This window comes from Mangrovibacterium diazotrophicum, from assembly GCF_003610535.1.
GTDB classification, from domain to species: domain Bacteria; phylum Bacteroidota; class Bacteroidia; order Bacteroidales; family Prolixibacteraceae; genus Mangrovibacterium; species Mangrovibacterium diazotrophicum.
On record NZ_RAPN01000001.1, the window covers coordinates 3,657,754 to 3,678,880 of the forward strand.

Consider the following 21,127-nt stretch of genomic DNA (forward strand, 5'->3'; position numbering starts at 1 on the left):
TGCCATCGGGCGCCGAAACTTCATAAAATTACCATGAAAAACACGTTTACACTTTGTTTTTTGATGTGGTTGGGGCTTTCATTTGCCCATGCTGAATCATCGGCAAAGGCTGATAGTTTGTTGAGCATTAGTGAATTTGTGACGAACGCAGCTATAGCCGATAGTGGGTTTGTCAACTACTATCAAATCAAGGAACGACATTATTTAGAAATACCGGACCGGGTTTTGGGCAGAGATATTCTGTCGACCATTACCATTCTGAAAGGAGCTCAGCAGAATACCCGTCGGATGGATAAGCGCTTTGGCTACGGAGGAGACTCCATGAACAACAACCTGGTTCGTTTTACCAGGCATGAAAATACGCTTGATTTGGTGAGCCCGGATATCAAATACACCGAGAGTGGAGATGCCTTATTTGCTGATTTCTATAAAAGCCTGTTGGAACCGATCATTCATTCGTTTGAAATAACAGCTCGCTCCGATAGTTCAAGCTTAATCGATATTACCGATTATTACGAGGGAGACTCTGAGTTATTTGGCTTAGCAGGCGCGCAAGTATCGCTGGATCTGGGGGGCTATTTGCAGCAGGAATCCTATTCTGTGCAGGTGAAAAGTTTTCCGGAGAATATCAATTTCAGGTCCATCCGTTGCTACGCTGCTGCGAACCCCAAACAAAGCACCTACGGAAAGTTGCAATGGGAAGTTGGTGCATCCTGGTTCTTACTACCTGAAAAACCCTTGAAGATTCGTTTGGCCGACAAGCGTGTTGGCTATTTTACCTCATCAATGCGTGGGCAGGTTCACAATGTTGATGAAAATGAAATTTTCCCGATCGTGAATCGCTGGCGCATGGAGCCAAAGCCGGAAGACGTTCAAAAGTATTTGGACGGAGAATTAGTTGAGCCTGCGAAACCGATCATCTTTTACATTGACAAAACAATGCCGGAATACCTGGTTGAAGGTATTCGCGAGGCAATTGAAGCCTGGCAAAAACCTTTTGAAAAATTGGGTTTTAAGAATGCCATATTGGCTCGGGTGGAACCTAGCGAAGCTGAAGATCCCGACTTCTCGGTTGAGGATGCACGCTACAGCTACATTTCTTATAAAGCATCACCCATCCCCAATGCCTACGGACCATCGATTGTCGACCCAAGATCGGGCGAAATTATTTGTTCGCATGTGGCTGTTTTCCACTCGGTGATGGATTTAATCCAGATGTGGTATTTCGCCATGTGCAGTCCTTCTGATCCGGCCGCCCGAATTTACCCCTTGGAGCATAATGTCATGTCCAAGCTGGTGAATACCGTGGTGAAGCACGAGGTTGGCCACACGCTGGGGCTTCGGCACAACTTTATGGGAAGTACTTACTACCCGGTTGACAGCCTGCGCAGCAACAGCTTTATTGCTCACAATGGTTTGGGAACGTCTATTATGGACTATGAACGTTTCAACTATGTGGCGCAACCCGAAGACAAAGTAACACAGGAAAACCTGTTTCCACGAATTGGTGTGTACGACGATTTTGCTATCGACTGGGGTTACCGCTATTTCCCCGATTCGTTGACTGCCGTGCAGGAGTCAGTCCTGCTAAAACAATGGGTAGCCGAAGAACTGGAAAGAGGGGGGCGTGACTATGTGGAAGAGTCAACAAAATCAGATCCAAGAGTACAGGCTGAGGACTGCGGCGATGACGTGGTTTATGCCAGCGAACTGGGGATGAAAAACCTGCAATACATTATGAAGCATTTGCAGGAATGGACCAATGAACAGGGCACGGAAGACTATGTTTTGCTCAAGCGCCGTTTCTATTATGTCCTCCATCAATACGAAGCTTATGTGGGTCACGTCATGCAGTTGATTGGTGGTTACTACACCGAGGATTGCAGTTGTGGGGCAACAAACAATCATAGCTACCATGCGGTATCGGCGGAAACACAGCAAAAAGCCATCGATTTTCTAACGACCTATTATTTGCAGGAGCCGGAGTGGTTGCTTAATGCCTCTTTTATTGACAAAGTTGATTTCGATTTTGATGATCGGATCCAGAATCCGGCTTTCATGCGGATGGGGCAGCTCATGGTCAGCAATATGAACTATTCCATCAGCGAGTCTATCGATCCAACTTCGGCAACTTACGCCTATTTCTTACAAAAATTGTATGGAGGGCTGTTTCCCGAAGGAAAGCAAACACAGGCAGTTTCTGCGTACAGCCGAATGATGCAGCGCACTTTCCTGACTCAATTAACCATTAATCTGGAGAATCAGGCTGTGATCCCATATAATGTTTTGCAGGGAATGAAACAGACCATCGACAGCTTGAAAGCTTACGCTGAGAAAGGCGCCAGCTCTGATGATGACCTGACCAGCGTGCACTACCGCTCAATTTTGAATTTTATTAAAGTCTGGGAAACCGGCTCACAAAAGCTATAGGCTATGAATCGTTCAGATAAAAACAAGCACATGAAAATATTAATTGCACTTTCCATTTTAGTCGGGCTGACCTTTGCCGGGTACCACGCCGAAGCTCAGGCCAAGCAGGAGCCAAAGACCTTCGATCAGTTTTACGACGCCAAAACAATGACTGTCGAGAAAGCTTATTTCCTTGTTTATCAGTCGGGCGACAACTACTACCTGGAAATTCCGGAAGAGGCTTTTGGGAAAGACATCCTCATTACAACCCAGGTTGTTGGTGGTTATTCAAACTATGTTTCTCCCCAGTCGGGACTTATCCAGATCAAAAAAGGGCGTAATAACAGCCTCGATCTGTTTCAAAATAAATCAACGACTTTTGCAGCCGACTCTGCTGATTTCTGTATGACTGCAGCCATTCAGAATTCGGGATTGGTACCGGTATATCGTAATTTCCCGATCGTAGCAGAAGGGAAGGAAGGCAAATCAGTTATTATTGATTTGACACAAGAGTTGAATAGTCCGCAGGGAATTTTCAATGTAAGCGATATGAGCTCGTTAAGCAGTCCCGATCCTTCCCGTTCACGGGTTGAGGGCTTTAGATCGATCGAAAATGGCGTTGTATTCTCGGCCCTGCGCACACAAAGTCAGTTTTTACCAAACTCAGAGAGTGGCGAACGCAGCAACCAAATCTCCACCTTTCGGATTGAAATGCTCATTCAACGGATACCGGATCATTCGGTTGCGATGAAAAAGGATCACCCGGCTTATGGATTCAACAGTGTTGAGCGCGTTGAATACGACACCCGGAATTACCGGGCAAACATTGAAAACTATATCAAGCGTTGGAATTTAGCGGCTTCAACTGAGAATCAAAAGTTGCAAGCGAAGGGCATTGCCGTTGAACCGGAACTGCCGATTGAGGTCTGGATTGATCCGATCACACCGGCACCTTTTGTGGAATCGGTAAAGTCTGCCCTGAAGCAGTGGGACGCAGCTTTTGAAAAAGCAGGATGGAAGAATGTTTTTCGCTATACGAATGAAGGTACCCTGAGCTACAAAAAACTCATGTTTTCATGGGGGCATGCATACAGCGGAATTGTCAAATCTGTGATTGATGACCCGGTTAGCGGTGAAATTCTGGCAGCGCGGATCAGTCTTTTGGATGAATCGGCTAAGGACATGCAGATCAATTATTTTTTGTGGTGCGGCCTGACTGATGAGCGTTTGGAGACGGAATTGCAATCCTTGGAACTTCGGGAGCAAATCTTGACTTCTCATTTGGCTGGTGTCATTGGCTCGGTGTTGGGATTAAAGGAAAATTATCCCGCTTGCACGGCTTTCACACCAAAACAAGTTCGCAATACCGAGTGGTTAAAGCAATGGGGACCAACAGCCACAGTAGTTGGTGCAAAAATGGTGGATTACCTCGTTCAGCCGGAAGATAAAATCGCGCCGGAACTGCTGTTGCCCAAGGTGTCGTTGTACGATGTTGAAGCGATAGCTTATGCTTATGGCAATCGCACTGAATCGCCTTCGATGAAAGCGTGTTACTATGCCGAAAATGATAAACTGGATCCTATGTCGCAACCCTTGTTCTTATCTAATGATCTCTTGGAAGCAAGCGAGTTGGGATTAAATAACCTGGAACGCATCTATCCGCAAATACCTGAACGGGTAGCTAATTGGCCGGCAGCACAAAGCGGCCCCGAAATGGTTTCAAAGTTGGCGGGTCAAGCCTTTTCGATTTACCAGTTCTTTATCAACCAAATGGCGATGTATGTTGGTGGTCGCACCAAGCGCACCGTTATTCGTGGCGAAAATGAAACCCCTTTGGTCTATGTGCCGAAAGCCAAGCAGGAAGCTGCCTTGGCAGCGCTGGAACAATATGTGTTCAGCGGAGCACCTGCCTGGTTCTCGAATGAAGAGATCAACCGCGTATTTCCGGTCGATCAAAGCAAATTCGCGGTAGACATGGCCAATGGCGTCATGCGGAATCTGTTGCGTAAAGAGGTGATCAACTCGTTGGCCGAGGCCGAGAGTGCTTATGGTGACACGGTTTTCACTTGTTCTGATCTGTTTGCCTATTTTGATCGCGTCATCTTTGCCAATTACAATCCGGCTGTTTCTCAAACACAGGTGCAGTTAAGTATTCAGTTGCAGTTTGCAGTCAACCTCATTCAGGCGGCTAGCGAAAACAATATCACCGGCGGATTATCCGATTCTTCGGCTATGCTTAACTTGTACCTGATTCATGTGCGTGATGAGATTCAGAAACTACAGGATCATAAGAAGACTGATGCTCGCGTAAAGGAGAATTGTTCGTTAATTCTTTTGAAAATGAATCGCGAGTTTTTCAATAAAACGGTTTAAAAGCTAATCAAACCATGAATGATTTTTTCATTACTAAAATAGTCTTGGTTCTCCTGCTGGCGCTCTTCGGAGTGCAGGTAGTTGAGGCGCAAAACCGGGAAGTCAATTTTCAGCACAGCACGCTGGATGAGGCTTTGCAGCAGGCGCGCGAACAAGATAAGCTGATTTTTATCGATTGCTATACGAGTTGGTGTGGCCCCTGTAAGATGATGGCCAAAACAGTATTTACCCTCGATTCGGTGGCGGATTTTGTCAACCAGTCTTTTATTCCGCTGAAGCTGGATATGGAAGTGGGTGAAGGACCTGAGGTTGGGAAACGATATGCCGTTCAGGCTTACCCTACTTATTTGTTCCTGAATGGCAAAGGCGAACTCATCTACAAGTTTGTAGGCGGTATGAAAGGTGATCGCTTTATCGACAGTGCCCGGGTGGCGCTTGAGCCTGCCAACCGCTTTCGCCTGATGAATGAGCGATATGCCAGTGGAAATTACGATGACGCCTTTATGCGTGATTTCATTCGCCTGAAGTTTAAAGTGAGCGAGTTTGAAGAAGCGGTTAGCCTGGCCGATCAGTATTTTAATAAACTGTCGCCTGATGAGCGCGCTTTACCTGAAAACTGGATGTTGTTTGGCGAAAGCTCTTTCAGCAGCCGCATTGCCTATTCCAATAGTCGAAATTTGAATTACCTGGTTGAACATTGGGCCTACTTTAAAGGGCAGGTAGACGATTCGCTGCTTTACGGACGTATTTCCGACAACTTTGTTCAGATTACCGCCAACACATTCAATGGTCGTTATTTCCGCGATAATGGTCGCAACTGTGCTGACTTCGATGCCTTTAAAATACGAATCAAACGGGTAGAAGGATTAGTCGATAGACCCGCCTTGCTGGTGTTGATGGATGTGGCCAAAGCCGTATGTGTCAGCGATACTGCATTGGCTTTGCAATTGCTCACAGACCATGTCTCCGATTTCAGTGCGGCCAATCAAAAAGCCTTATTCGATTTTTTCGGCTTTTATTTGAATGCAGATCAAATCCGAACCCATGTAGTTTACGAGTTGATGCGGCGAATTGTCCTGTGCAATCGCAATCCAAACCTGGTAGGTTTGATGAAATATTACATGAATGACGCTGACCCGAATGTGGAACGCTATGACGTGCCGAACCTGGAAAACAAGATCGGTTCCACGACCATAATTCCATTCTTCCATCCCGAAAAGCAGGTTTGTTACTTTGGCTGGACGGAGCCCGGAGGCAAAAGCGAATTTAAAAGTTATGAAGCGGGGAAGGGTACTCGTTCAATCTATAACAAAATGATCATTGACTCGCTACTTCTCGCTGAGGGTATCGACACTTCCTGGGTGTCACTTTATCCTTCATTTGATGAGCAGGGCTTGGTCGCCAGTTTCACCGCCGGGGGGCAACGGTTTGCTTATGATTCTGAACGGAAATCCATTGAGAAAATTCCGGAAAAGCAATTTCCTCCAGTCCTCTGGGGCTTGTCACCTGATAAAAAGTTTGAACTGTTTGAGCAAAATTACAATCTCTTCTCCAGAAACCTGGGCGATTCGAGTATCGTTCAGCTCACCAATGACGGTGAAGCTAAAGCGGCCTACCAGCTTTCTGAAGTAAAATGGATTTCAGACTCTAAATTCGTCATATCAAAGAATGACACCCGCGGAGTTCGGCAAATGAGTGTAATCAACTCAACTACTCAGCCTTACCCAACTACCATCAATTACGATTTTCAACTGCCTGGGGATCAAACGATCGATCGTACGGAAGTTTATATCGGCGATGTGGCTAAGGGCGAAATTCAGCAGGTTGATGTGGAACGTTGGGAAGGGCAGCAGCTTTACCCCGTTCGAGCTGATGAGGTCAATGATCGCTTCTATTTTATGCGGATAAAACGAACACGGAAAGAAATTGAACTTTGCTACATCGACCGCAGCGGGGAGTGCAAGGGATTGGTTCATGAAGTTTGCGAGCCGGTTTTCAACGAGATGAAGTTTGCCTGCAAAATCCTGAATAAGGGAGAGGATATCCTGTTTTGGTCGGATCGGACCGGATGGGGCCATTATTATCGCTACGATAAAGATGGAAAGTTAAAAAACAGCCTGGGTACCGGAAATTGGACCGCCGGACGAATTGCCGGATTTGATCAAAAAACACAGCAGGTTTTCTATTCTTGCTATGAGCGGGAGAAAGGCATCAATCCGAATTATAAGTTGCTATATCGCGTTGACCTGGATGGTAAAAATGCCAAACTGCTGACGCCCGAGAATGCCGATCACAATGTGTTTGTAAATATCTCTGGCAATATGCTCATCGACAACTATTCGCGTATTGATACGGCTCCGAGAATTATAGCCCGAACTTGCTCCGGCAATCTGTTGGATACCGTTGCAACACCTGACATTCAACCGCTTTTAGACTACGGTTGGAAATTCCCCGAGCAGTTTACGGTAAAGGCTGCTGATGGAAAGACCGATTTATATGGAATCATATGGAAGCCCTTTGATTTTGACCCGAATGAAAAATACCCGGTTGTGTCGCAGGTTTATCCAGGCCCATTCACCGAAACGGTGTGGACTAATTTTACCGTGCTGGATCGGTATAACAACACAGCTCTGGCACAGCGTGGAGTCATCGTGGTTTGTATGGGGCATCGGGGATCAGCTCCACACCGGGGCAAGGCGTATTCTTCCTACGGGCATGGAAATTTACGCGATTACCCGATAGCCGATGATAAATACGGACTGGAGCAATTAGCTCGTCGCTACAACTTTATTGATTCAACCCGCGTGGGGATTGTTGGGCATTCCGGAGGTGCTTTAATGTCGGTTGTAGCGATGTGTACCTATCCCGATTTTTATAAAGTAGCTGTGGCGTCGTCCGGTAACTACGATAACTACATCTACCACCGGAACTGGGGCGAATATTACCAGGGAATAGGTGAGGATAACAGCTTCTCGGTAAAAACTGCCATGGAGCTTGCTCTAAATTTAAAAGGTAAGCTGTTGCTGGCCACTGGCGAATCGGATATCAATGTGAATCCGGCAAACACCTATCGAATGGTGGATGCGCTGATTAAAGCGGAAAAAGATTTTGACTTGCTGGTGTTGCCCGGGCAAGGGCACCATTTTGAAGGCCCCTATAAAACGTATTTTGAAAATCGGAAACGTGATTACTTTACGAAATACCTGATTAATCGACATTCGGGTAATTAAACAGTAACTCCCTTCTTTTCCCCCAAAGAAGAATGTCGATATTTTTCCAAAGCTGACTTATTCACAAATCAGCTTTTTTCATGTAATGGCCGTCAAAAAATAAGCGCGCAGATCATTTGGTCTGTGCGCTTATTTTTCGTTTTATGTCTGGGTTATTGGATACTGACATCAACTTTGGCAGAAAGCTGCTGAACCAGGTTTTCAACATAGCTCTTCCAGTAGTCGTGATTTTTGAAGCGGTCGTCGCTCAATTCCCAGCCGGCTGCTGCGTAATAGGTAACCGGCTTATCATTTTCAACTTTCAGCTTAGCCAGGAAACTGTTTGTCAGCTTACCTGTTTGGGGAGCCTCGGTATAACCTTCGTAAATCGAACGTGGCACAATAATGGCGAGGCCCAACCACCAACCGCGGTTATAGGTTTGCATATCATGTGTCAATAACACCATCCAATCATCGTTCACGGCGATCTCTTCCAGCGGATTCTGGTTGTTGATATTTACTAAACCAACGACTAAGGTTTCGTCACCATGCAGTTTTGAGAACTTCACTGTGTTTTGATAGGCGTAAATACCCGGCCAGATAACGGTTCTTTCGTCAACATTGTAGCTGCGGTCCAGAGGGTGCCAGTTTTCGTAATGGTAATCCATAATTGACTTGACCGGGCCTTCGTCTACAATATTGAAGGTCGTTTTCTCTACATTATTAATTGAGTCGGTTACCAACACGCCAAGTCTAACCAGGCTGTCGCCGATCATCAGCGAGTAGCCACCAAGTCCAACCGAGTTACCTACCGCTAAAATATCGCGACCCCAATCGGCCATCACGTGGTAATTGTCTTCCACTTCACCGTTGGCGTTGATGCCAACATTCTCGGGCGAAATAAAAGAGGCTCTTTTACCGAACAGATCCTGAGCATTGCGCCCATCGAAATAGTGGCGGAAACCAATTTTGTCGTTTTCCCACGAAGGGCCGTCGGTTTGGTAGGCCTGGTAGCCGATGCTCTTTGGAAGTTGGTTAGCCAACAGGACCTCGCTGGTTGCGGGTTGAACCGGTGTATCAGCAGAGCTGCGTTTCCCGAAGCGGGCGCTGGTACGCACGGTGTATTCCGGTTTCTCATTGACCCAGGTTAGCGAGTATGTTTCATCGCCACCGGCCATTAAGTCGGCAACAAAAAACACCTCGTCCCATTTTTGATCGCCATCCAGGTCATTCAACTGAGATGCAATTGTATCTCCCGTCGAGGCGATGATCAATGGATAGACTTCCCCTTCAGTGATGTTGGGGAGCTGTGTGCGTTCAATCGCAATTGCTTTGTCGGTCAGGTTTACCGATGAAGTGTTCGAAAGCTCGATGCTTGTTGCTTGCGGAGCGGTTTGGCATTGGCAGAATACTAATGTACAAAGCACGGCGCTCCCGAGCGTAGTAAATGGATTTCGTATCATATCGTAAATATATAAGATTGTTTATGGCGTAGTGTTTTCGTTTTCACTCACTTTTGTCGGATTCGTCAAATCCGATTGACTAGTGAAATGTCAAAGTTAAAGGATAATAGACAGGATGCATCATCGAATTTCTTAAAAATTGCAATCGATTGCAATTTATTTCCGGCTCAGTCTTCAATTTGAATTTTTACAAAAAGGAGTATGGCACTTTGCCACTCGCTTCCTTGCCGAAACGATTTCAGCCATTAATTCCTATAAATCTTTGTGTTAAAATTTTATTTCACCGAGTTCTACCACTTGTTATTTCAAAAAAAAGAAATACTTTTGCAGTCCCGATTATTGTCCGTACTTGCAGTTCTTATAATTGATTGAAAATGTTGATGATAGAAAAGTTATTAACGAGCCCGATGTTGATAACCGGGAAATCAGCAACAGATTGAGATGTAAGTTTTTGCAACTTTTAGTGTTTAATTTAAAAAAATTAGAGCAAGTGGATACTTTATCTTACAAAACCGTATCGGCCAACAGTGCCACGGTAAACAAAGAATGGGTTGTTGTTGATGCAACCGGCATGCCGCTGGGTCGTTTGGCCAGTGCTGTAGCCAAGTTGTTGCGTGGAAAACACAAACCCAATTTTACTCCTCACGTAGATTGTGGAGACAATGTAATTGTTATCAACGCTGAAAAAGTGAAGCTGACTGGTAACAAGTTAGATGACAAAATTTATCTGCGCTACACTGGTTATCCAGGTGGTCAACGCAGCCAAACTCCGGCTGAAATCATGAAAAAATATCCGGAGCGTTTGGTTGAAAAAGCAGTAAAAGGTATGTTGCCTAAAAATCGTCTGGGACGTGCTATTTATGGTAACATGAAAGTGTATGTCGGCGCTGAGCACAAACAAGAAGCTCAAAACCCGAAAGTTATTGATTTGAATACAATTAAATTGTAACCATGGAAGTAGTAAACACCTTAGGACGTAGAAAGACAGCCGTTGCCCGCGTTTATGTAAGTGAGGGTAAAGGTAACATCACCATTAACAACCGGGAGTTAAACGAATACTTCCCAAATGGTACTCTTCAGTACATCGTGAAGCAACCTCTGAACTTGTTAGGCGTTGCTGAGCAGTACGACATTAAAGTAAACCTTGACGGTGGTGGTATCAAAGGACAAGCGGAAGCTGTTCGTTTGGGTATTGCCCGTGCAATGGTTGAAATTAATCCTGAATACAAGCCAGAATTGAAACATGCAGGCTTCATGACTCGTGATCCACGCGAAGTGGAACGTAAAAAACCGGGTCAACCAAAAGCTCGCAAACGCTTCCAGTTCTCAAAACGTTAATATATTATTTACAACGAATAACTGTGGATCTGAAACCATTGAGACTCCCCGGCACAGACGAGGGACTACTCAGCGGTTGCTTTTCAACATTTTATTTCAAAAGTTAAAAAGATGCCAAGAACAAATTTTCAAGAATTATTGGATGCAGGTGTACACTTTGGTCACCTGAAAAGAAAGTGGAATCCAAACATGGCTCCATTCATTTTTATGGAGAAAAACGGTATCCACATCATCGATCTGCAAAAAACTGTAGTGAAGATCGATGAAGCTGCTGCTGCCATCAAACAAATTGCCAAATCGGGACGCAAAATCTTATTTGTGGCTACAAAAAAACAAGCAAAAGAGCTTGTTGCTGAAGCTGTTGGCAATGTGAACATGCCTTACGTTGTAGAACGCTGGCCTGGTGGTATGTTGACAAACTTCCCAACTATCCGCAAAGCGGTTAAGAAAATGATCTCTATCGACAAAATGATGAAAGATAGCAGTTGGGATAACTTATCAAAACGCGAAAAGTTGCAAATCACTCGTCAACGTGCGAAACTGGATAAAGTATTGGGTTCAATTGCTGACCTGACTCGTCTTCCAGCTGCTCTGTTCGTAGTTGACGTATTGAAAGAAAAAATCGCTGTACGTGAAGCTCAAAAATTGGGTATCCCTGTATTTGCGATGGTTGATACAAACTCTGATCCTGAAGGAATCGATTTCGTAATTCCTGCGAACGACGATGCTTCTCAATCAATCCGCCTGGTAACTCGCATCATGTGCGAAGCTATCGCTGAAGGTTTGAGCGAACGCAAAGTTGAACGTGAGAAAGAAGGCGACGAAGCTGCTCCTAAAAAAGCAAAAGCTGACAAAAAAGAAGCTGCTAAAGCTGCTGTTGCTGCTGACGACGATGAAGACGACGTAGACGTTGATCTGGATGACGAAGATGATTCAGAAGAATAATTGCTCATTATAAAATAAAAAAACAAGAAAGATATGGCAATTTCTGCTGCAGATGTAATGAAGTTGCGTAAAGCAACCGGCGCTGGTATGATGGACTGTAAAAATGCCTTAACAGAGGCAGAAGGTGACTTCAACCGCGCTGTAGAAATTATCCGTGAAAGAGGTAAACTGGTAGCTAGCAAACGTTCTGACCGTGAGGCTTCAGAAGGTGCTACTTTGGCTAAAACTAGTGCCGATGGCAAATTTGGTGCAATCGTTGTGGTAAACTGCGAAACTGACTTCGTTGCTAAAAACGAAGGTTTCGTTGCGTTGACTCAAAGTTTCCTGGATGTTGCTGTTGAAAACAAGCCAGCTGACCTTGACGCTCTGAAAGCGTTAACTCTGGATGGTCGTACCCTTGCAGATCACGTTACTGAACAAACCGGTGTTATCGGTGAAAAAATCGATTTGTCTTACTACGGATGCATCAATGCTGCTTCTGTTGTTGCTTACATTCACCCGGGTAACCAATTGGCTACTTTGGTTGGTTTCAACCAAGAGAATGTTGACACACAAGTTGCTAAAGACGTAGCTATGCAAGTAGCTGCAATGAATCCGGTAGCTGTTGACAAAGATTTCGTTTCTCAGGAAGTTATCGAGAAAGAATTGGAAATCGCTAAAGAAAAATTCCGTCAGGAAGGTAAACCAGAAGCAATGTTGGATAAAATTGCTCAAGGTGCGTTGACTAAATTCTTCAAAGAAAACACCTTGTTGAACCAAGCTTTTGTAAAAGACAACAAAGTATCTGTTCAAGAATACTTGAATTCTTCAAGCAAAGGTTTGACTGCAACCGGTTTCATCCGTTTCACATTAGGTGAATAAATAGCAAACTACGATAAAGTTTGAAAGGGCTTTCGGCACTCGCCGGAGGCCCTTTTCTTTTGGCTTGGCTACCGATTTTTGACTATCTTTAAAGCCGCTACCGGTTCTGCCGGTTTCTACTAACTACTACATAAAACTAAACTACTGAACAGATGAAAAAAGTCTTTCTTCTGGCGGGATGGTGCTGCATTCTCCTTTTTTGTGGACAGTGTGTTACAGGCCAATCCCGACAAATGGAGTACCTCGATCGTGGCCTTCTGGCTATTAAGACAACCAACGCCGTATTTGTAAGTTGGCGTTCCCTTGGAACCGACGGTTCAACAGTTACCTTTAATCTTTATCGAAACAACCAGCTGATCAACGAGAGTCCGCTCAGCTTGACCAATTTTACAGACACTTCGGGGTCACAGGCGGATAGTTACGTGCTCAAAGTACTGGTTGACGGCGAAGAAGTTTCAGGAATGGAATCGCAGCCGGTAACTCCTTGGGCGCAACAGTATCTCACCATTGCTTTGGATCAGCCGGCGGGTGGCACGACTCCTGACGATGTTACTTATACTTATTTGCCCAACGATTGCAGTGTTGGCGACTTGGATGGCGATGGACAATATGAAATTGTACTGAAATGGGATCCGACCAACTCAAAAGACAATTCGCAATCGGGTTACACTGGTAATGTTTTTATCGATGCTTATGAATTAGATGGCACCAAGCTATGGCGGATTGATTTGGGCCGGAATATTCGCGCAGGAGCACACTATACGCAGTTTATGGTGTACGATTTGGATGGCGACGGAAGGGCAGAGTTGGTTTGTAAAACAGCTCCTGGAACAGTCGATGGAAAAGGAAATGCGGTGATAATGGGCTCCGATGATTCTTCAGCTGACTATCGTACCAGCAGTGGAACAATTTTGTCTGGTCCGGAATATCTTACCTTATTTGATGGATTGACCGGAGCGGAACTAAATACAGTTGCCTATGACCCGCCACGTCATCCCACGAAACTGAATCCCACGACTTCGGAATTGAAAGCGATTTGGGGCGATAATTACGGAAACCGTCAGGATCGGTTCCTGGCCTGTGTTGCCTATCTGGACGGCACCAAGCCAAGCGTGGTCATGGGGCGCGGTTATTACACCCGTTCCTGTTTAGCTGCTTATGACGTGAAAGATAAGAAGCTTGTGCAACGCTGGTTTTACGATTCCGGATCTACTTCCGGTATTGGCGCGTACGGACAGGGTAATCATAACCTGAGCGTTGGTGATGTTGATGTTGACGGTAAGGATGAGATTATTTATGGGTCGTGTGCGTGGGACGACGATGGAAGTTTGTTGTATCGAACGGGTTTGGGACATGGAGATGCGCTGCATCTCTCGGATTTGGATCCGGATGAAGATGGATTGGAATTATGGGATGTTCATGAAGAAAAAACGGCTACCTATGGCTACGAGATTCACAATGCCGGAACCGGAGGTGTGAAGTGGGGAACGTTTTCAGGGACAGATGTTGGCCGCGGTTTAGCTGCGGATATCGATCCGAATCATCGTGGATTTGAGATGTGGAGTACGGCAAGTTCAAATGTTTATTCATGCAAAGGTGAAGTTGTTTCAACAAGTCGTCCGTCGGTTAATTTCCGAGTTTATTGGGATGGCGATTTACAGGATGAGTTGTTGGATGGAACTAAGCTCGATAAATGGAAAACAACTGGTGGTACGGACCGTCTTTTCACCTTTTACAATTATTCTAACGCTAAAGAAATCAACAGTACAAAAGCGAATCCTTGCCTGAGTGCCGATATTTTGGGCGATTGGCGAGAAGAGGTTGTCTACTACAACAGCTCCAATGGCAGCGAGCTTGTTTTATTTTCGACTGTTATTCCGACTGACTACAAATTGTATACGCCAATGCATGACCCCGTTTACCGGATGGGGATAGCCTGGCAGAATGTTGCCTACAACCAGCCTCCGCATTTGGGCTTCTACATTGGTGATGGGTTGACAAGTATTCCGACGCCATCAATTTATACGCCTCAATATAGTATTACAACAAGCTCTAAGCTAATTAAGTCTGCAGATACCAGGGTTTACAAAGTGAATGACAAAATCAGGATTGAGTCAGACGATGAGATTGATGCCGTATCAGTTGTTAATATGAAAGGGCAGACTATTTTCAGCGATTGTGCCGTAAAGGGTAAAACCTACGAATTCTCCATCGCAGCGAATCATTCAATGGTTGTTGTAAAATGGCGCTCCAAAGACCGTGTTTTTACGAACAAAATACTGAACTTTTAGCCATTAGGTTAACTGAAAAGAAAAAGCCTGTTTTGATCGTCAAAACAGGCTTTTTTATGCGGTTTATTGTAATTATCCGTTCAAGGCATTGGCACCGTTGGTAACCTCCAGAATCTCGTTGGTAATTGCCGCCTGACGTGCTTTATTGAATGTCAGCGTCAGTTCTTTGATGAGTTCCGAAGCATTGTCGGTGGCTTTGTGCATGGCAGTCATTCGGGCGCCGTGTTCAGCCGCATTCGAGTCCAATAGTGCTTTGAAGAACTGGATTTTCAATGATCTTGGAATGAGGTCATTGACAATCTCGGCCATGCTGGGCTCGTAAATGAAGTTTGTGTTGACATTTTTGAGGTCGCTGTCTTCTTCCTGAACAGGTAAGAATTGTTCGACCGTACAATTCTGCACAGCCGCATTCTTGAATTCGTTGTATACCAGTTCAATCCGATCGTGATGTCCCGACTCGAAATCATCCATCAGGTTTTGAGCCAATACAGATGCGTGTTCAAAAGTCAACGAATCGAATACATGGTTCGCTTGTCCTGAAATAGGCATTTTACGCGATTTCAGATATTTTTCACCCTGCTTTCCAACCACAAGGAAACTGACTTTGCCGGCCTGAAGTTGTCGGTAATATTTGGTTTGAGCCAAATCTACCGCAGTCTTCGAGATCGATGAGTTGAATGCTCCACACAAGCCGCGATTCGATGTGATCAGCACGATCAGTACTTTTTCCGGCGTGCGTTGCTCTGTGAAAACTGACTCAACCGAGTCGTCCAGGAGTGTGCTTATCGTTTGTAAAATGTGGTGCAGTTTATCAGCGTACGGGCGAATCTGAAGAATCGCATCCTGTGCTTTCTTCAGCTTAGCTGCCGATACCATTTTCATGGCACTGGTTACCTGTCGGGTTGTTTTAACCGATGATATTCGGGTTCGTATTTCTTTTAAACTAGCCATTTCGGTAATTTATGCTTCCGTGGGGACATGCCCCAATCCAATCAATTATTTAAAACGGGCGGCAACTTCCGCTGCTGCTTTCTCAATGTTGGCAATACCACTGTCTGTCAAATTCCCGTCGCGGAGCTCGTTCAGGGTCGGACGATATTGCATTTCCATCAATTCAAGGAATCCTTTTTCGAATTCTTTCACTTTCGCGATTGGCACGCTGCGAAGCAATTCTTTGGTACCGCAATAAATAATAGCGATTTGATGCTCAACTTTCATTGGCATATATTGTCCCTGTTTCAGGATCTCAACGTTCTTACGACCTTTATCCAATACACGCATGGTAGCCGCATCCAGGTCTGAACCGAATTTCGAGAAGGCTTCCAATTCGCGGAACTGGGCCTGATCAAGCTTCAGGGTACCGGCAATTTTTTTCATTGCTTTCACCTGGGCGTTACCCCCTACACGAGATACCGAGATACCTACGTTGATCGCCGGGCGAACACCTGAGTTGAAGAGGTTCGATTCCAGGAAAATCTGACCATCGGTAATTGAAATTACGTTGGTTGGAATGTAGGCAGAAACGTCGCTGGCCTGCGTTTCAATGATCGGAAGTGCAGTTAACGAGCCGCCACCTTTCACTTTGCCTTTCAACGATTCTGGCAGGTCGTTCATGTTTGCTGCGATCTCATCCGAGTCGATGATTTTTGCTGCACGTTCCAACAGGCGGGAGTGCAGGTAGAAAACGTCACCCGGATATGCTTCACGACCCGGTGGACGACGAAGTAACAAGGAAACCTCACGATACGAAACAGCTTGTTTCGACAGGTCATCGTAAATGATCAGTGCATCGCGACCCGTATCACGGAAATATTCGCCAATAGCAGCTCCTGCATAAGGTGCGTAGAATTGCAACGCTGCCGGATCAGATGCGGTAGCCGAAACGATTACCGTATAATCCATTGCACCGTGTTTTTCCAAAGTTGATGCAATGTTGGCAACAGTAGAACCTTTTTGTCCCACGGCTACATAGATACAATATACTGGTTTGCCTTTTTCGAAGTTTTCGCGTTGATTGATGATGGTGTCAATTGCCACGGCTGTTTTACCAGTTTGGCGGTCACCAATAATCAACTCACGCTGTCCACGGCCGATTGGAATCATCGCGTCGATTGCTTTGATACCTGTTTGCAAAGGTTGCTTTACCGGTTGACGGAAAATAACCCCCGGAGCTTTACGTTCCAGTGGCATTTCGAATTTTTCGCCTGCAATAGCGCCCTTACCGTCCAGCGGAGCACCAATTGTATTGATTACACGACCCAAAACGCCGTCGCCAACCTCGATAGAGGCAATTTGCTGCAAACGTTTAACGGTGTCACCTTCTTTAATTTTTTCTGAAGGACCGAGTAATACGGCACCCACGTTATCTTCTTCCAGGTTCAGCACAATTCCTTTAATCCCGCTGTCGAATTCAATCATTTCGTTCGATTCAACGTTGGATAAACCGTAAATACGGGCAATTCCATCACCCACAGTTAGGACTGTACCAACCTCTTCCAGTTCGGCTTCCGACTTGAATCCTTCCAGTTGTTGTTTAAGTATCGCAGATACTTCAGCAGGTTTTATATCAGCCATGGTTATCTTGTTTTTCTATTTGATTTCGGATTGTAATAATTTCTCTTTTACTCTGCGCAATTGACTCGCGATGCTGGCATCCAGCTGCTGGTCTTCGATACGGAGGACAAAACCGCCGATCAAATTCTCGTCAACCTGTTTGCTCAGTTCTATCTGGACTTGGAGTTCGGTTTCCAGTTTCGATTTAATTTTTGCAATAATCGCAGGATCCAACTCGACAGCTGTCGTTAACAAAGCCGATTTCACTCCTTGCTCCTGGCGATAAAGGCCTAAAAAGTTACGGCATATCCCCGCGATATGAGATTCGCGTTTGTTCGTGGTAATCAGTTCCAGGAAATTAAGCGTCAGTGCGTCGATGCTTTTGGCGAAGATGGCTTTGATCAGCTTGATTTTTTGGGACGTTTTTACGACCGGGCTTTCCAACAAAAGCCTGAATTCCGCACTGTCCTTGCACAAACCGGAAATAAGCTCAATGTCTTTTTTAAGCGCATCGAGTTTATTTTTCTCTTTGGCAAGGCTGAAGAAGGCTTTGGCGTAACGGACTGTGATTTTACTTTGATCCATACCCTTAGTTCATTTTCAGATCTTTAAGCAGGCTGTTTACCAATTCTTCCTGATCCTTTTGTGCTTTAACTTCTTTTTGAATGATTTTCTCGGCAACCAGAACCGAAAGCTCAACCACTTGTTTCTTCATCTCGTTAATCGCTGCCGTTTTTTCGGCCTCGATTTGCACCCGAGCTGATTCAATGATTTTTTTGCCTTCTACCTGGGCTTGCGTCTTTGCTTCAGAAAGCAGTTTATCTTTCAGGTCACGAGCTTCTTTCAGAATAACTTCTTTCTCTTTGCGGGCTTCAGCAATAATCTGTTCCTGGTCTGCTTTAAGGTTTTCAACTTCCTGCTTTGCTCTGTCGGCAGAAGAAAGTGCGTCTGCAATTGTATTCTCGCGGTCTTTCAGACTGGCGAGGATTGGTTTCCATGCAAATTTTTTCAGGATGATCAGCGTAATCGCGAAGATGATGAGCATCCAAAAGATGGTACCTATATCGGGCGTAACAAATGACATAAAATTTCGATTTTAAAGCGGCAGTCGAGGCTTCCGGCAACCCCGGAAGCTGACAGCCTGATGAAAAATTTCTAAATGAAAAGAATCAACGCACAGATGATCACGGCGAAGAAGGCTACCCCTTCGATCAAAGCCGCAGATACAATCATGTTTGAGCGGATGTCTCCACTGGCTTCCGGTTGACGGGCGATAGCTTCCATTGCACCTGCACCGATACGTCCAATACCGATACCTGCACCAACAGCTGCTAAACCTGCACCAAATCCGGCACCAATTTCAGCCAAACCAATCCCAACGTTTCCGATTGATTCTTGTAGAAGAATTAATAAAGTACTCATAATCTAAAAATTTATGTTTGAGTAATCAATGATGTTCTGATGTTGCCATTCCGAAATACAAGGCTGAAAGTAAGGTAAATACATATGCCTGTATGAACGAAACCAATACGTCGAGTAATAAAATGAAAACCGAGAAGGCGATGGATAACGGGCTAACCAAGCCACCGGCCACCGGGCCTTTCAGGTTTGCAAAAATGAAAATCAAGCTTACAAATACGGTCACAATCATGTGGCCGGCCATCATATTCGCGAACAAACGGACCATCAATACGAAGGGCTTCGTAAAGACTCCGGTAAGTTCGACGATTGGCATTAAGGGAAGCGGGTATTTCAACCACCAAGGTACATCGGGGTTGTAAATCTCTTTCCAATAATGTTTATTGGCGTTAATCGTTGTAATCACGAATGTGAACAGTGCCAAAACCATGGTCACTGCAATGTTTCCCGTAACGTTTGCACCGAATGGGAAAATCGGGATTAGTCCCAGAAAGTTGTTAATCAGGATGAAGAAAAACAAAGTCAGCAGGAACGGGAGGAATTTTTCACTTTTATCTTTCCCGATTGCCGGAATAGCCACTTCATCGCGAATGAACAGGATGATGGGTTCTACCAGGTTTTGTAGCCCTTTAGGAGCTTCGCCCGACCGCTTTTTCGCCGCTTTGGCTACATTCAGAAAAACCAGCAGAATAACGATGACACTGACGAAAATTCCAATAACAGCTTTCGTCATGGATAAATCGAGCGGAAGCCCAATGACTTCGCCTTGCTGGTTCAGCTCAACGATTTTTCCTTCATTTTCCCCTTCGTGTTCAATCCTGAAATTTCGGTAGGTCTCGGTTCCGTGGTGGAACTTTGACGATGAAAATACGTTTAGTCCGGAGTTGTGACTATACAATATAATTGGAAGGGGGATACTGACGTGTGTATGTCCATAGGTTAAAATGTGCCACTCGAAGGAGTCGGAAACGTGTTCCATTACAAATTTACCCGCGTTAAATTCGCTCGAGTGCGCCTCTTCGCCGGTCTCATGTGACCCATTTTCTTCAGCATAAACGTTAGTGGAAACAAGACCTAATACGAAGATAACTGCTAGTAAGACAAATCGTTTGGTCGTGTTTAGTGGCGATGATTCAAGATTTACCATGGTCATGTCTAGTCTTTTCAAAAGGAGCCTCCAAATTAATAAATTTAATCAGAAGTATCCATTATTTTTTTCGTTTTACGATGCGTGTTACTTCGATCACTTCCAGGACGGAGAAACACACATAAACAATAAAAAAGCTTATCAGAAATTCCAGCGCATAGTCCCGGTAAAACCAAAGGTAGGCAAGCACGGCAATAAAATAGATAAACATTTTTATCATGTTCAGCCCTAAAAAATAGGGGTTGAACTTCTTCACGTTTTTTTCCGCGATTTGTAACAACTTATAGTGTATAAAGTTTGTGATCACGAAAAGAAAACATACAATTATTATAAAAAGGGGAATGTGGGTGTTCGGATAGACGTGGAGGGATAGGAAATACTCAATTAAAATGAGTAGGATTGAAAGTGTTAAGGTTTTGATGATAAAGCTTTTCATGTTCGTTAGTTAGTGCTTGTTAAGGAAATTCTTTATGGCATGAAATATAGCGCCAATTACGGAGAAAATCATCAAAATTAAAGTAAAGACCGGACTCGTATTCAGCCAGTCATCTATTTTAATGCCTGCAAACACCCCCAATCCCATGATAACAATCATTTCGAACGCCAGGCTCGAATATTTTACAAAGTCCTTGCTATTTTTCGGTGGTTTTAAGTTTTTCATGAATCACTTGATTTCCCATCATGCAGTTTCCGGTGAAAACAGATCCGGGTTCTATGCTCAGCTTGTCAGTGGTAATCTCGCCCTGTACCGTCGAAGTTGATTTCAAAGTGATCAGTTGCTCGATCTTCATTTTACCCTTCACATGGCCGGCAACTTCACAATTTTTACAAACGATCTCGCCTGTTACTTTTCCTGTATCGCCGACGACTACCCGCCCATTGCTGGAAATGTTGCCGTTCAGCTCTCCATCGATGCGAATATCGCCTTCCGATTTAATATCTCCTGTAATAACAGTTCCTTTTCCGATCAGGTTGATTACTTGTGTGTTAACTTCGTTGTACGTCTTTGCCATCTCTTTCTTTTTTTAAGCGTGACCAAATATAATAAAGGTTTCATTCTTTCTAAAGAACGAAACCTTTCTATTTTGGGTATGTCGAGTGTAAAAGAATTACGCCGAA

The 21,127-nt window shown here is 44.7% G+C and carries 18 protein-coding genes; 8 read left to right on the forward strand and 10 right to left on the reverse strand.

Features of this window, described 5'->3' with window-relative positions; all coding sequences use genetic code 11:
• The first annotated feature begins 33 nt into the window (after positions 1-33).
• From BC643_RS14375 to BC643_RS14385, 3 genes are read left to right on the forward strand one after another with little or no spacing between them, the layout of a single operon-like run.
• The gene (locus tag BC643_RS14375) at positions 34-2,430 is read left to right on the forward strand and encodes a zinc-dependent metalloprotease (protein ID WP_120273740.1); all 2,397 of its coding nucleotides are present in this window, start codon (positions 34-36) and stop codon (positions 2,428-2,430) included.
• Between the two features lie 30 nt (positions 2,431-2,460).
• A complete protein-coding gene (locus BC643_RS14380; RefSeq protein ID WP_170154567.1) occupies positions 2,461-4,782 on the forward strand; it encodes a DUF5117 and DUF5118 domain-containing protein in 2,322 nt (773 codons plus the stop codon).
• Between the two features lie 14 nt (positions 4,783-4,796).
• Positions 4,797-8,012 (forward strand): DPP IV N-terminal domain-containing protein, encoded by a 3,216-nt coding sequence (locus tag BC643_RS14385; protein ID WP_120273742.1) that lies wholly within the window; start codon positions 4,797-4,799, stop codon positions 8,010-8,012.
• 152 nt (positions 8,013-8,164) lie between these two features.
• Here BC643_RS14385 and BC643_RS14390 read toward each other — a convergent pair whose 3' ends face one another.
• Positions 8,165-9,454, reverse strand: a complete 1,290-nt coding sequence (locus BC643_RS14390) for a DUF4861 domain-containing protein (RefSeq protein WP_120273743.1) — start codon at positions 9,452-9,454, stop codon at positions 8,165-8,167.
• A 490-nt stretch (positions 9,455-9,944) separates the two neighbouring features.
• Between BC643_RS14390 and rplM the strand changes: the two genes are divergently transcribed.
• The 5 genes from rplM (at position 9,945) to BC643_RS14415 (ending at position 14,889) form a co-directional block, all read left to right on the forward strand.
• Positions 9,945-10,403 carry a 50S ribosomal protein L13 gene (gene rplM / locus BC643_RS14395; RefSeq protein ID WP_120274300.1) on the forward strand — a complete coding sequence of 153 codons (459 nt, stop codon included), beginning with the start codon at positions 9,945-9,947 and terminating at the stop codon, positions 10,401-10,403.
• 2 nt (positions 10,404-10,405) lie between these two features.
• Complete coding sequence (gene rpsI, locus BC643_RS14400; protein ID WP_120273744.1) at positions 10,406-10,792, forward strand: 30S ribosomal protein S9; 387 nt, start codon at positions 10,406-10,408, stop codon at positions 10,790-10,792.
• A gap of 111 nt (positions 10,793-10,903) precedes the next feature.
• Positions 10,904-11,737: a 30S ribosomal protein S2 gene (gene rpsB, locus BC643_RS14405; protein ID WP_120273745.1), complete on the forward strand. Its 834-nt coding sequence runs from the start codon at positions 10,904-10,906 to the stop codon at positions 11,735-11,737.
• A gap of 33 nt (positions 11,738-11,770) precedes the next feature.
• Positions 11,771-12,598 (forward strand): translation elongation factor Ts, encoded by an 828-nt coding sequence (tsf, locus tag BC643_RS14410; protein ID WP_120273746.1) that lies wholly within the window; start codon positions 11,771-11,773, stop codon positions 12,596-12,598.
• Between the two features lie 152 nt (positions 12,599-12,750).
• Positions 12,751-14,889 carry a rhamnogalacturonan lyase gene (locus BC643_RS14415; protein ID WP_170154568.1) on the forward strand — a complete coding sequence of 713 codons (2,139 nt, stop codon included), beginning with the start codon at positions 12,751-12,753 and terminating at the stop codon, positions 14,887-14,889.
• Between the two features lie 72 nt (positions 14,890-14,961).
• On the opposite strand, the gene atpG is transcribed toward BC643_RS14415, so the two are convergent.
• From atpG to BC643_RS14460, 9 genes are all read right to left on the reverse strand, one after another.
• A complete protein-coding gene (gene atpG, locus BC643_RS14420) occupies positions 14,962-15,840 on the reverse strand; it encodes an ATP synthase F1 subunit gamma (protein WP_120273747.1) in 879 nt (292 codons plus the stop codon).
• Between the two features lie 45 nt (positions 15,841-15,885).
• The gene (gene atpA / locus BC643_RS14425) at positions 15,886-17,463 is read right to left on the reverse strand and encodes a F0F1 ATP synthase subunit alpha (RefSeq protein WP_120273748.1); all 1,578 of its coding nucleotides are present in this window, start codon (positions 17,461-17,463) and stop codon (positions 15,886-15,888) included.
• Positions 17,464-17,478: 15 nt separating this feature from the next.
• Positions 17,479-18,027 (reverse strand): ATP synthase F1 subunit delta, encoded by a 549-nt coding sequence (gene atpH, locus BC643_RS14430; protein WP_120273749.1) that lies wholly within the window; start codon positions 18,025-18,027, stop codon positions 17,479-17,481.
• Between the two features lie 4 nt (positions 18,028-18,031).
• A complete protein-coding gene (gene atpF / locus BC643_RS14435) occupies positions 18,032-18,526 on the reverse strand; it encodes a F0F1 ATP synthase subunit B (protein ID WP_120273750.1) in 495 nt (164 codons plus the stop codon).
• Between the two features lie 71 nt (positions 18,527-18,597).
• Entirely contained in the window at positions 18,598-18,864 is a 267-nt protein-coding gene (gene atpE, locus BC643_RS14440) for an ATP synthase F0 subunit C (RefSeq protein ID WP_120273751.1), read from the reverse strand.
• A gap of 25 nt (positions 18,865-18,889) precedes the next feature.
• A complete protein-coding gene (gene atpB, locus BC643_RS14445) occupies positions 18,890-20,014 on the reverse strand; it encodes a F0F1 ATP synthase subunit A (RefSeq protein ID WP_120273752.1) in 1,125 nt (374 codons plus the stop codon).
• Between the two features lie 55 nt (positions 20,015-20,069).
• Complete coding sequence (locus BC643_RS23415) at positions 20,070-20,219, reverse strand: hypothetical protein (RefSeq protein ID WP_170154569.1); 150 nt, start codon at positions 20,217-20,219, stop codon at positions 20,070-20,072.
• A 234-nt stretch (positions 20,220-20,453) separates the two neighbouring features.
• Positions 20,454-20,669, reverse strand: a complete 216-nt coding sequence (locus BC643_RS14455; RefSeq protein ID WP_120273754.1) for an AtpZ/AtpI family protein — start codon at positions 20,667-20,669, stop codon at positions 20,454-20,456.
• On the reverse strand, positions 20,641-21,021 hold the full coding sequence (locus BC643_RS14460; protein ID WP_120273755.1) for a bactofilin family protein: 381 nt from the start codon (positions 21,019-21,021) through the stop codon (positions 20,641-20,643). Before BC643_RS14460 ends, BC643_RS14455 begins: the two co-directional genes overlap by 29 nt.
• Positions 21,022-21,127 lie beyond the last annotated feature (106 nt).

Bases quoted from the DNA above. Each gene is read 5' to 3' on its own strand.
- BC643_RS14375 (WP_120273740.1), top strand. From the start codon at position 34: ATGAAAAACACGTTTACACTTTGTTTTTTGATGTGGTTGGGGCTTTCA.
- BC643_RS14380 (WP_170154567.1), top strand. From the start codon at position 2,461: ATGAAAATATTAATTGCACTTTCCATTTTAGTCGGGCTGACCTTTGCC.
- BC643_RS14385 (WP_120273742.1), top strand. From the start codon at position 4,797: ATGAATGATTTTTTCATTACTAAAATAGTCTTGGTTCTCCTGCTGGCG.
- BC643_RS14390 (WP_120273743.1), bottom strand. From the start codon at position 9,454: ATGATACGAAATCCATTTACTACGCTCGGGAGCGCCGTGCTTTGTACA.
- rpsI (WP_120273744.1), top strand. From the start codon at position 10,406: ATGGAAGTAGTAAACACCTTAGGACGTAGAAAGACAGCCGTTGCCCGC.
- rpsB (WP_120273745.1), top strand. From the start codon at position 10,904: ATGCCAAGAACAAATTTTCAAGAATTATTGGATGCAGGTGTACACTTT.
- tsf (WP_120273746.1), top strand. From the start codon at position 11,771: ATGGCAATTTCTGCTGCAGATGTAATGAAGTTGCGTAAAGCAACCGGC.
- BC643_RS14415 (WP_170154568.1), top strand. From the start codon at position 12,751: ATGAAAAAAGTCTTTCTTCTGGCGGGATGGTGCTGCATTCTCCTTTTT.
- atpG (WP_120273747.1), bottom strand. From the start codon at position 15,840: ATGGCTAGTTTAAAAGAAATACGAACCCGAATATCATCGGTTAAAACA.
- atpA (WP_120273748.1), bottom strand. From the start codon at position 17,463: ATGGCTGATATAAAACCTGCTGAAGTATCTGCGATACTTAAACAACAA.
- atpH (WP_120273749.1), bottom strand. From the start codon at position 18,027: ATGGATCAAAGTAAAATCACAGTCCGTTACGCCAAAGCCTTCTTCAGC.
- atpF (WP_120273750.1), bottom strand. From the start codon at position 18,526: ATGTCATTTGTTACGCCCGATATAGGTACCATCTTTTGGATGCTCATC.
- atpE (WP_120273751.1), bottom strand. From the start codon at position 18,864: ATGAGTACTTTATTAATTCTTCTACAAGAATCAATCGGAAACGTTGGG.
- atpB (WP_120273752.1), bottom strand. From the start codon at position 20,014: ATGACCATGGTAAATCTTGAATCATCGCCACTAAACACGACCAAACGA.
- BC643_RS23415 (WP_170154569.1), bottom strand. From the start codon at position 20,219: ATGTTTATCTATTTTATTGCCGTGCTTGCCTACCTTTGGTTTTACCGG.
- BC643_RS14455 (WP_120273754.1), bottom strand. From the start codon at position 20,669: ATGAAAAACTTAAAACCACCGAAAAATAGCAAGGACTTTGTAAAATAT.
- BC643_RS14460 (WP_120273755.1), bottom strand. From the start codon at position 21,021: ATGGCAAAGACGTACAACGAAGTTAACACACAAGTAATCAACCTGATC.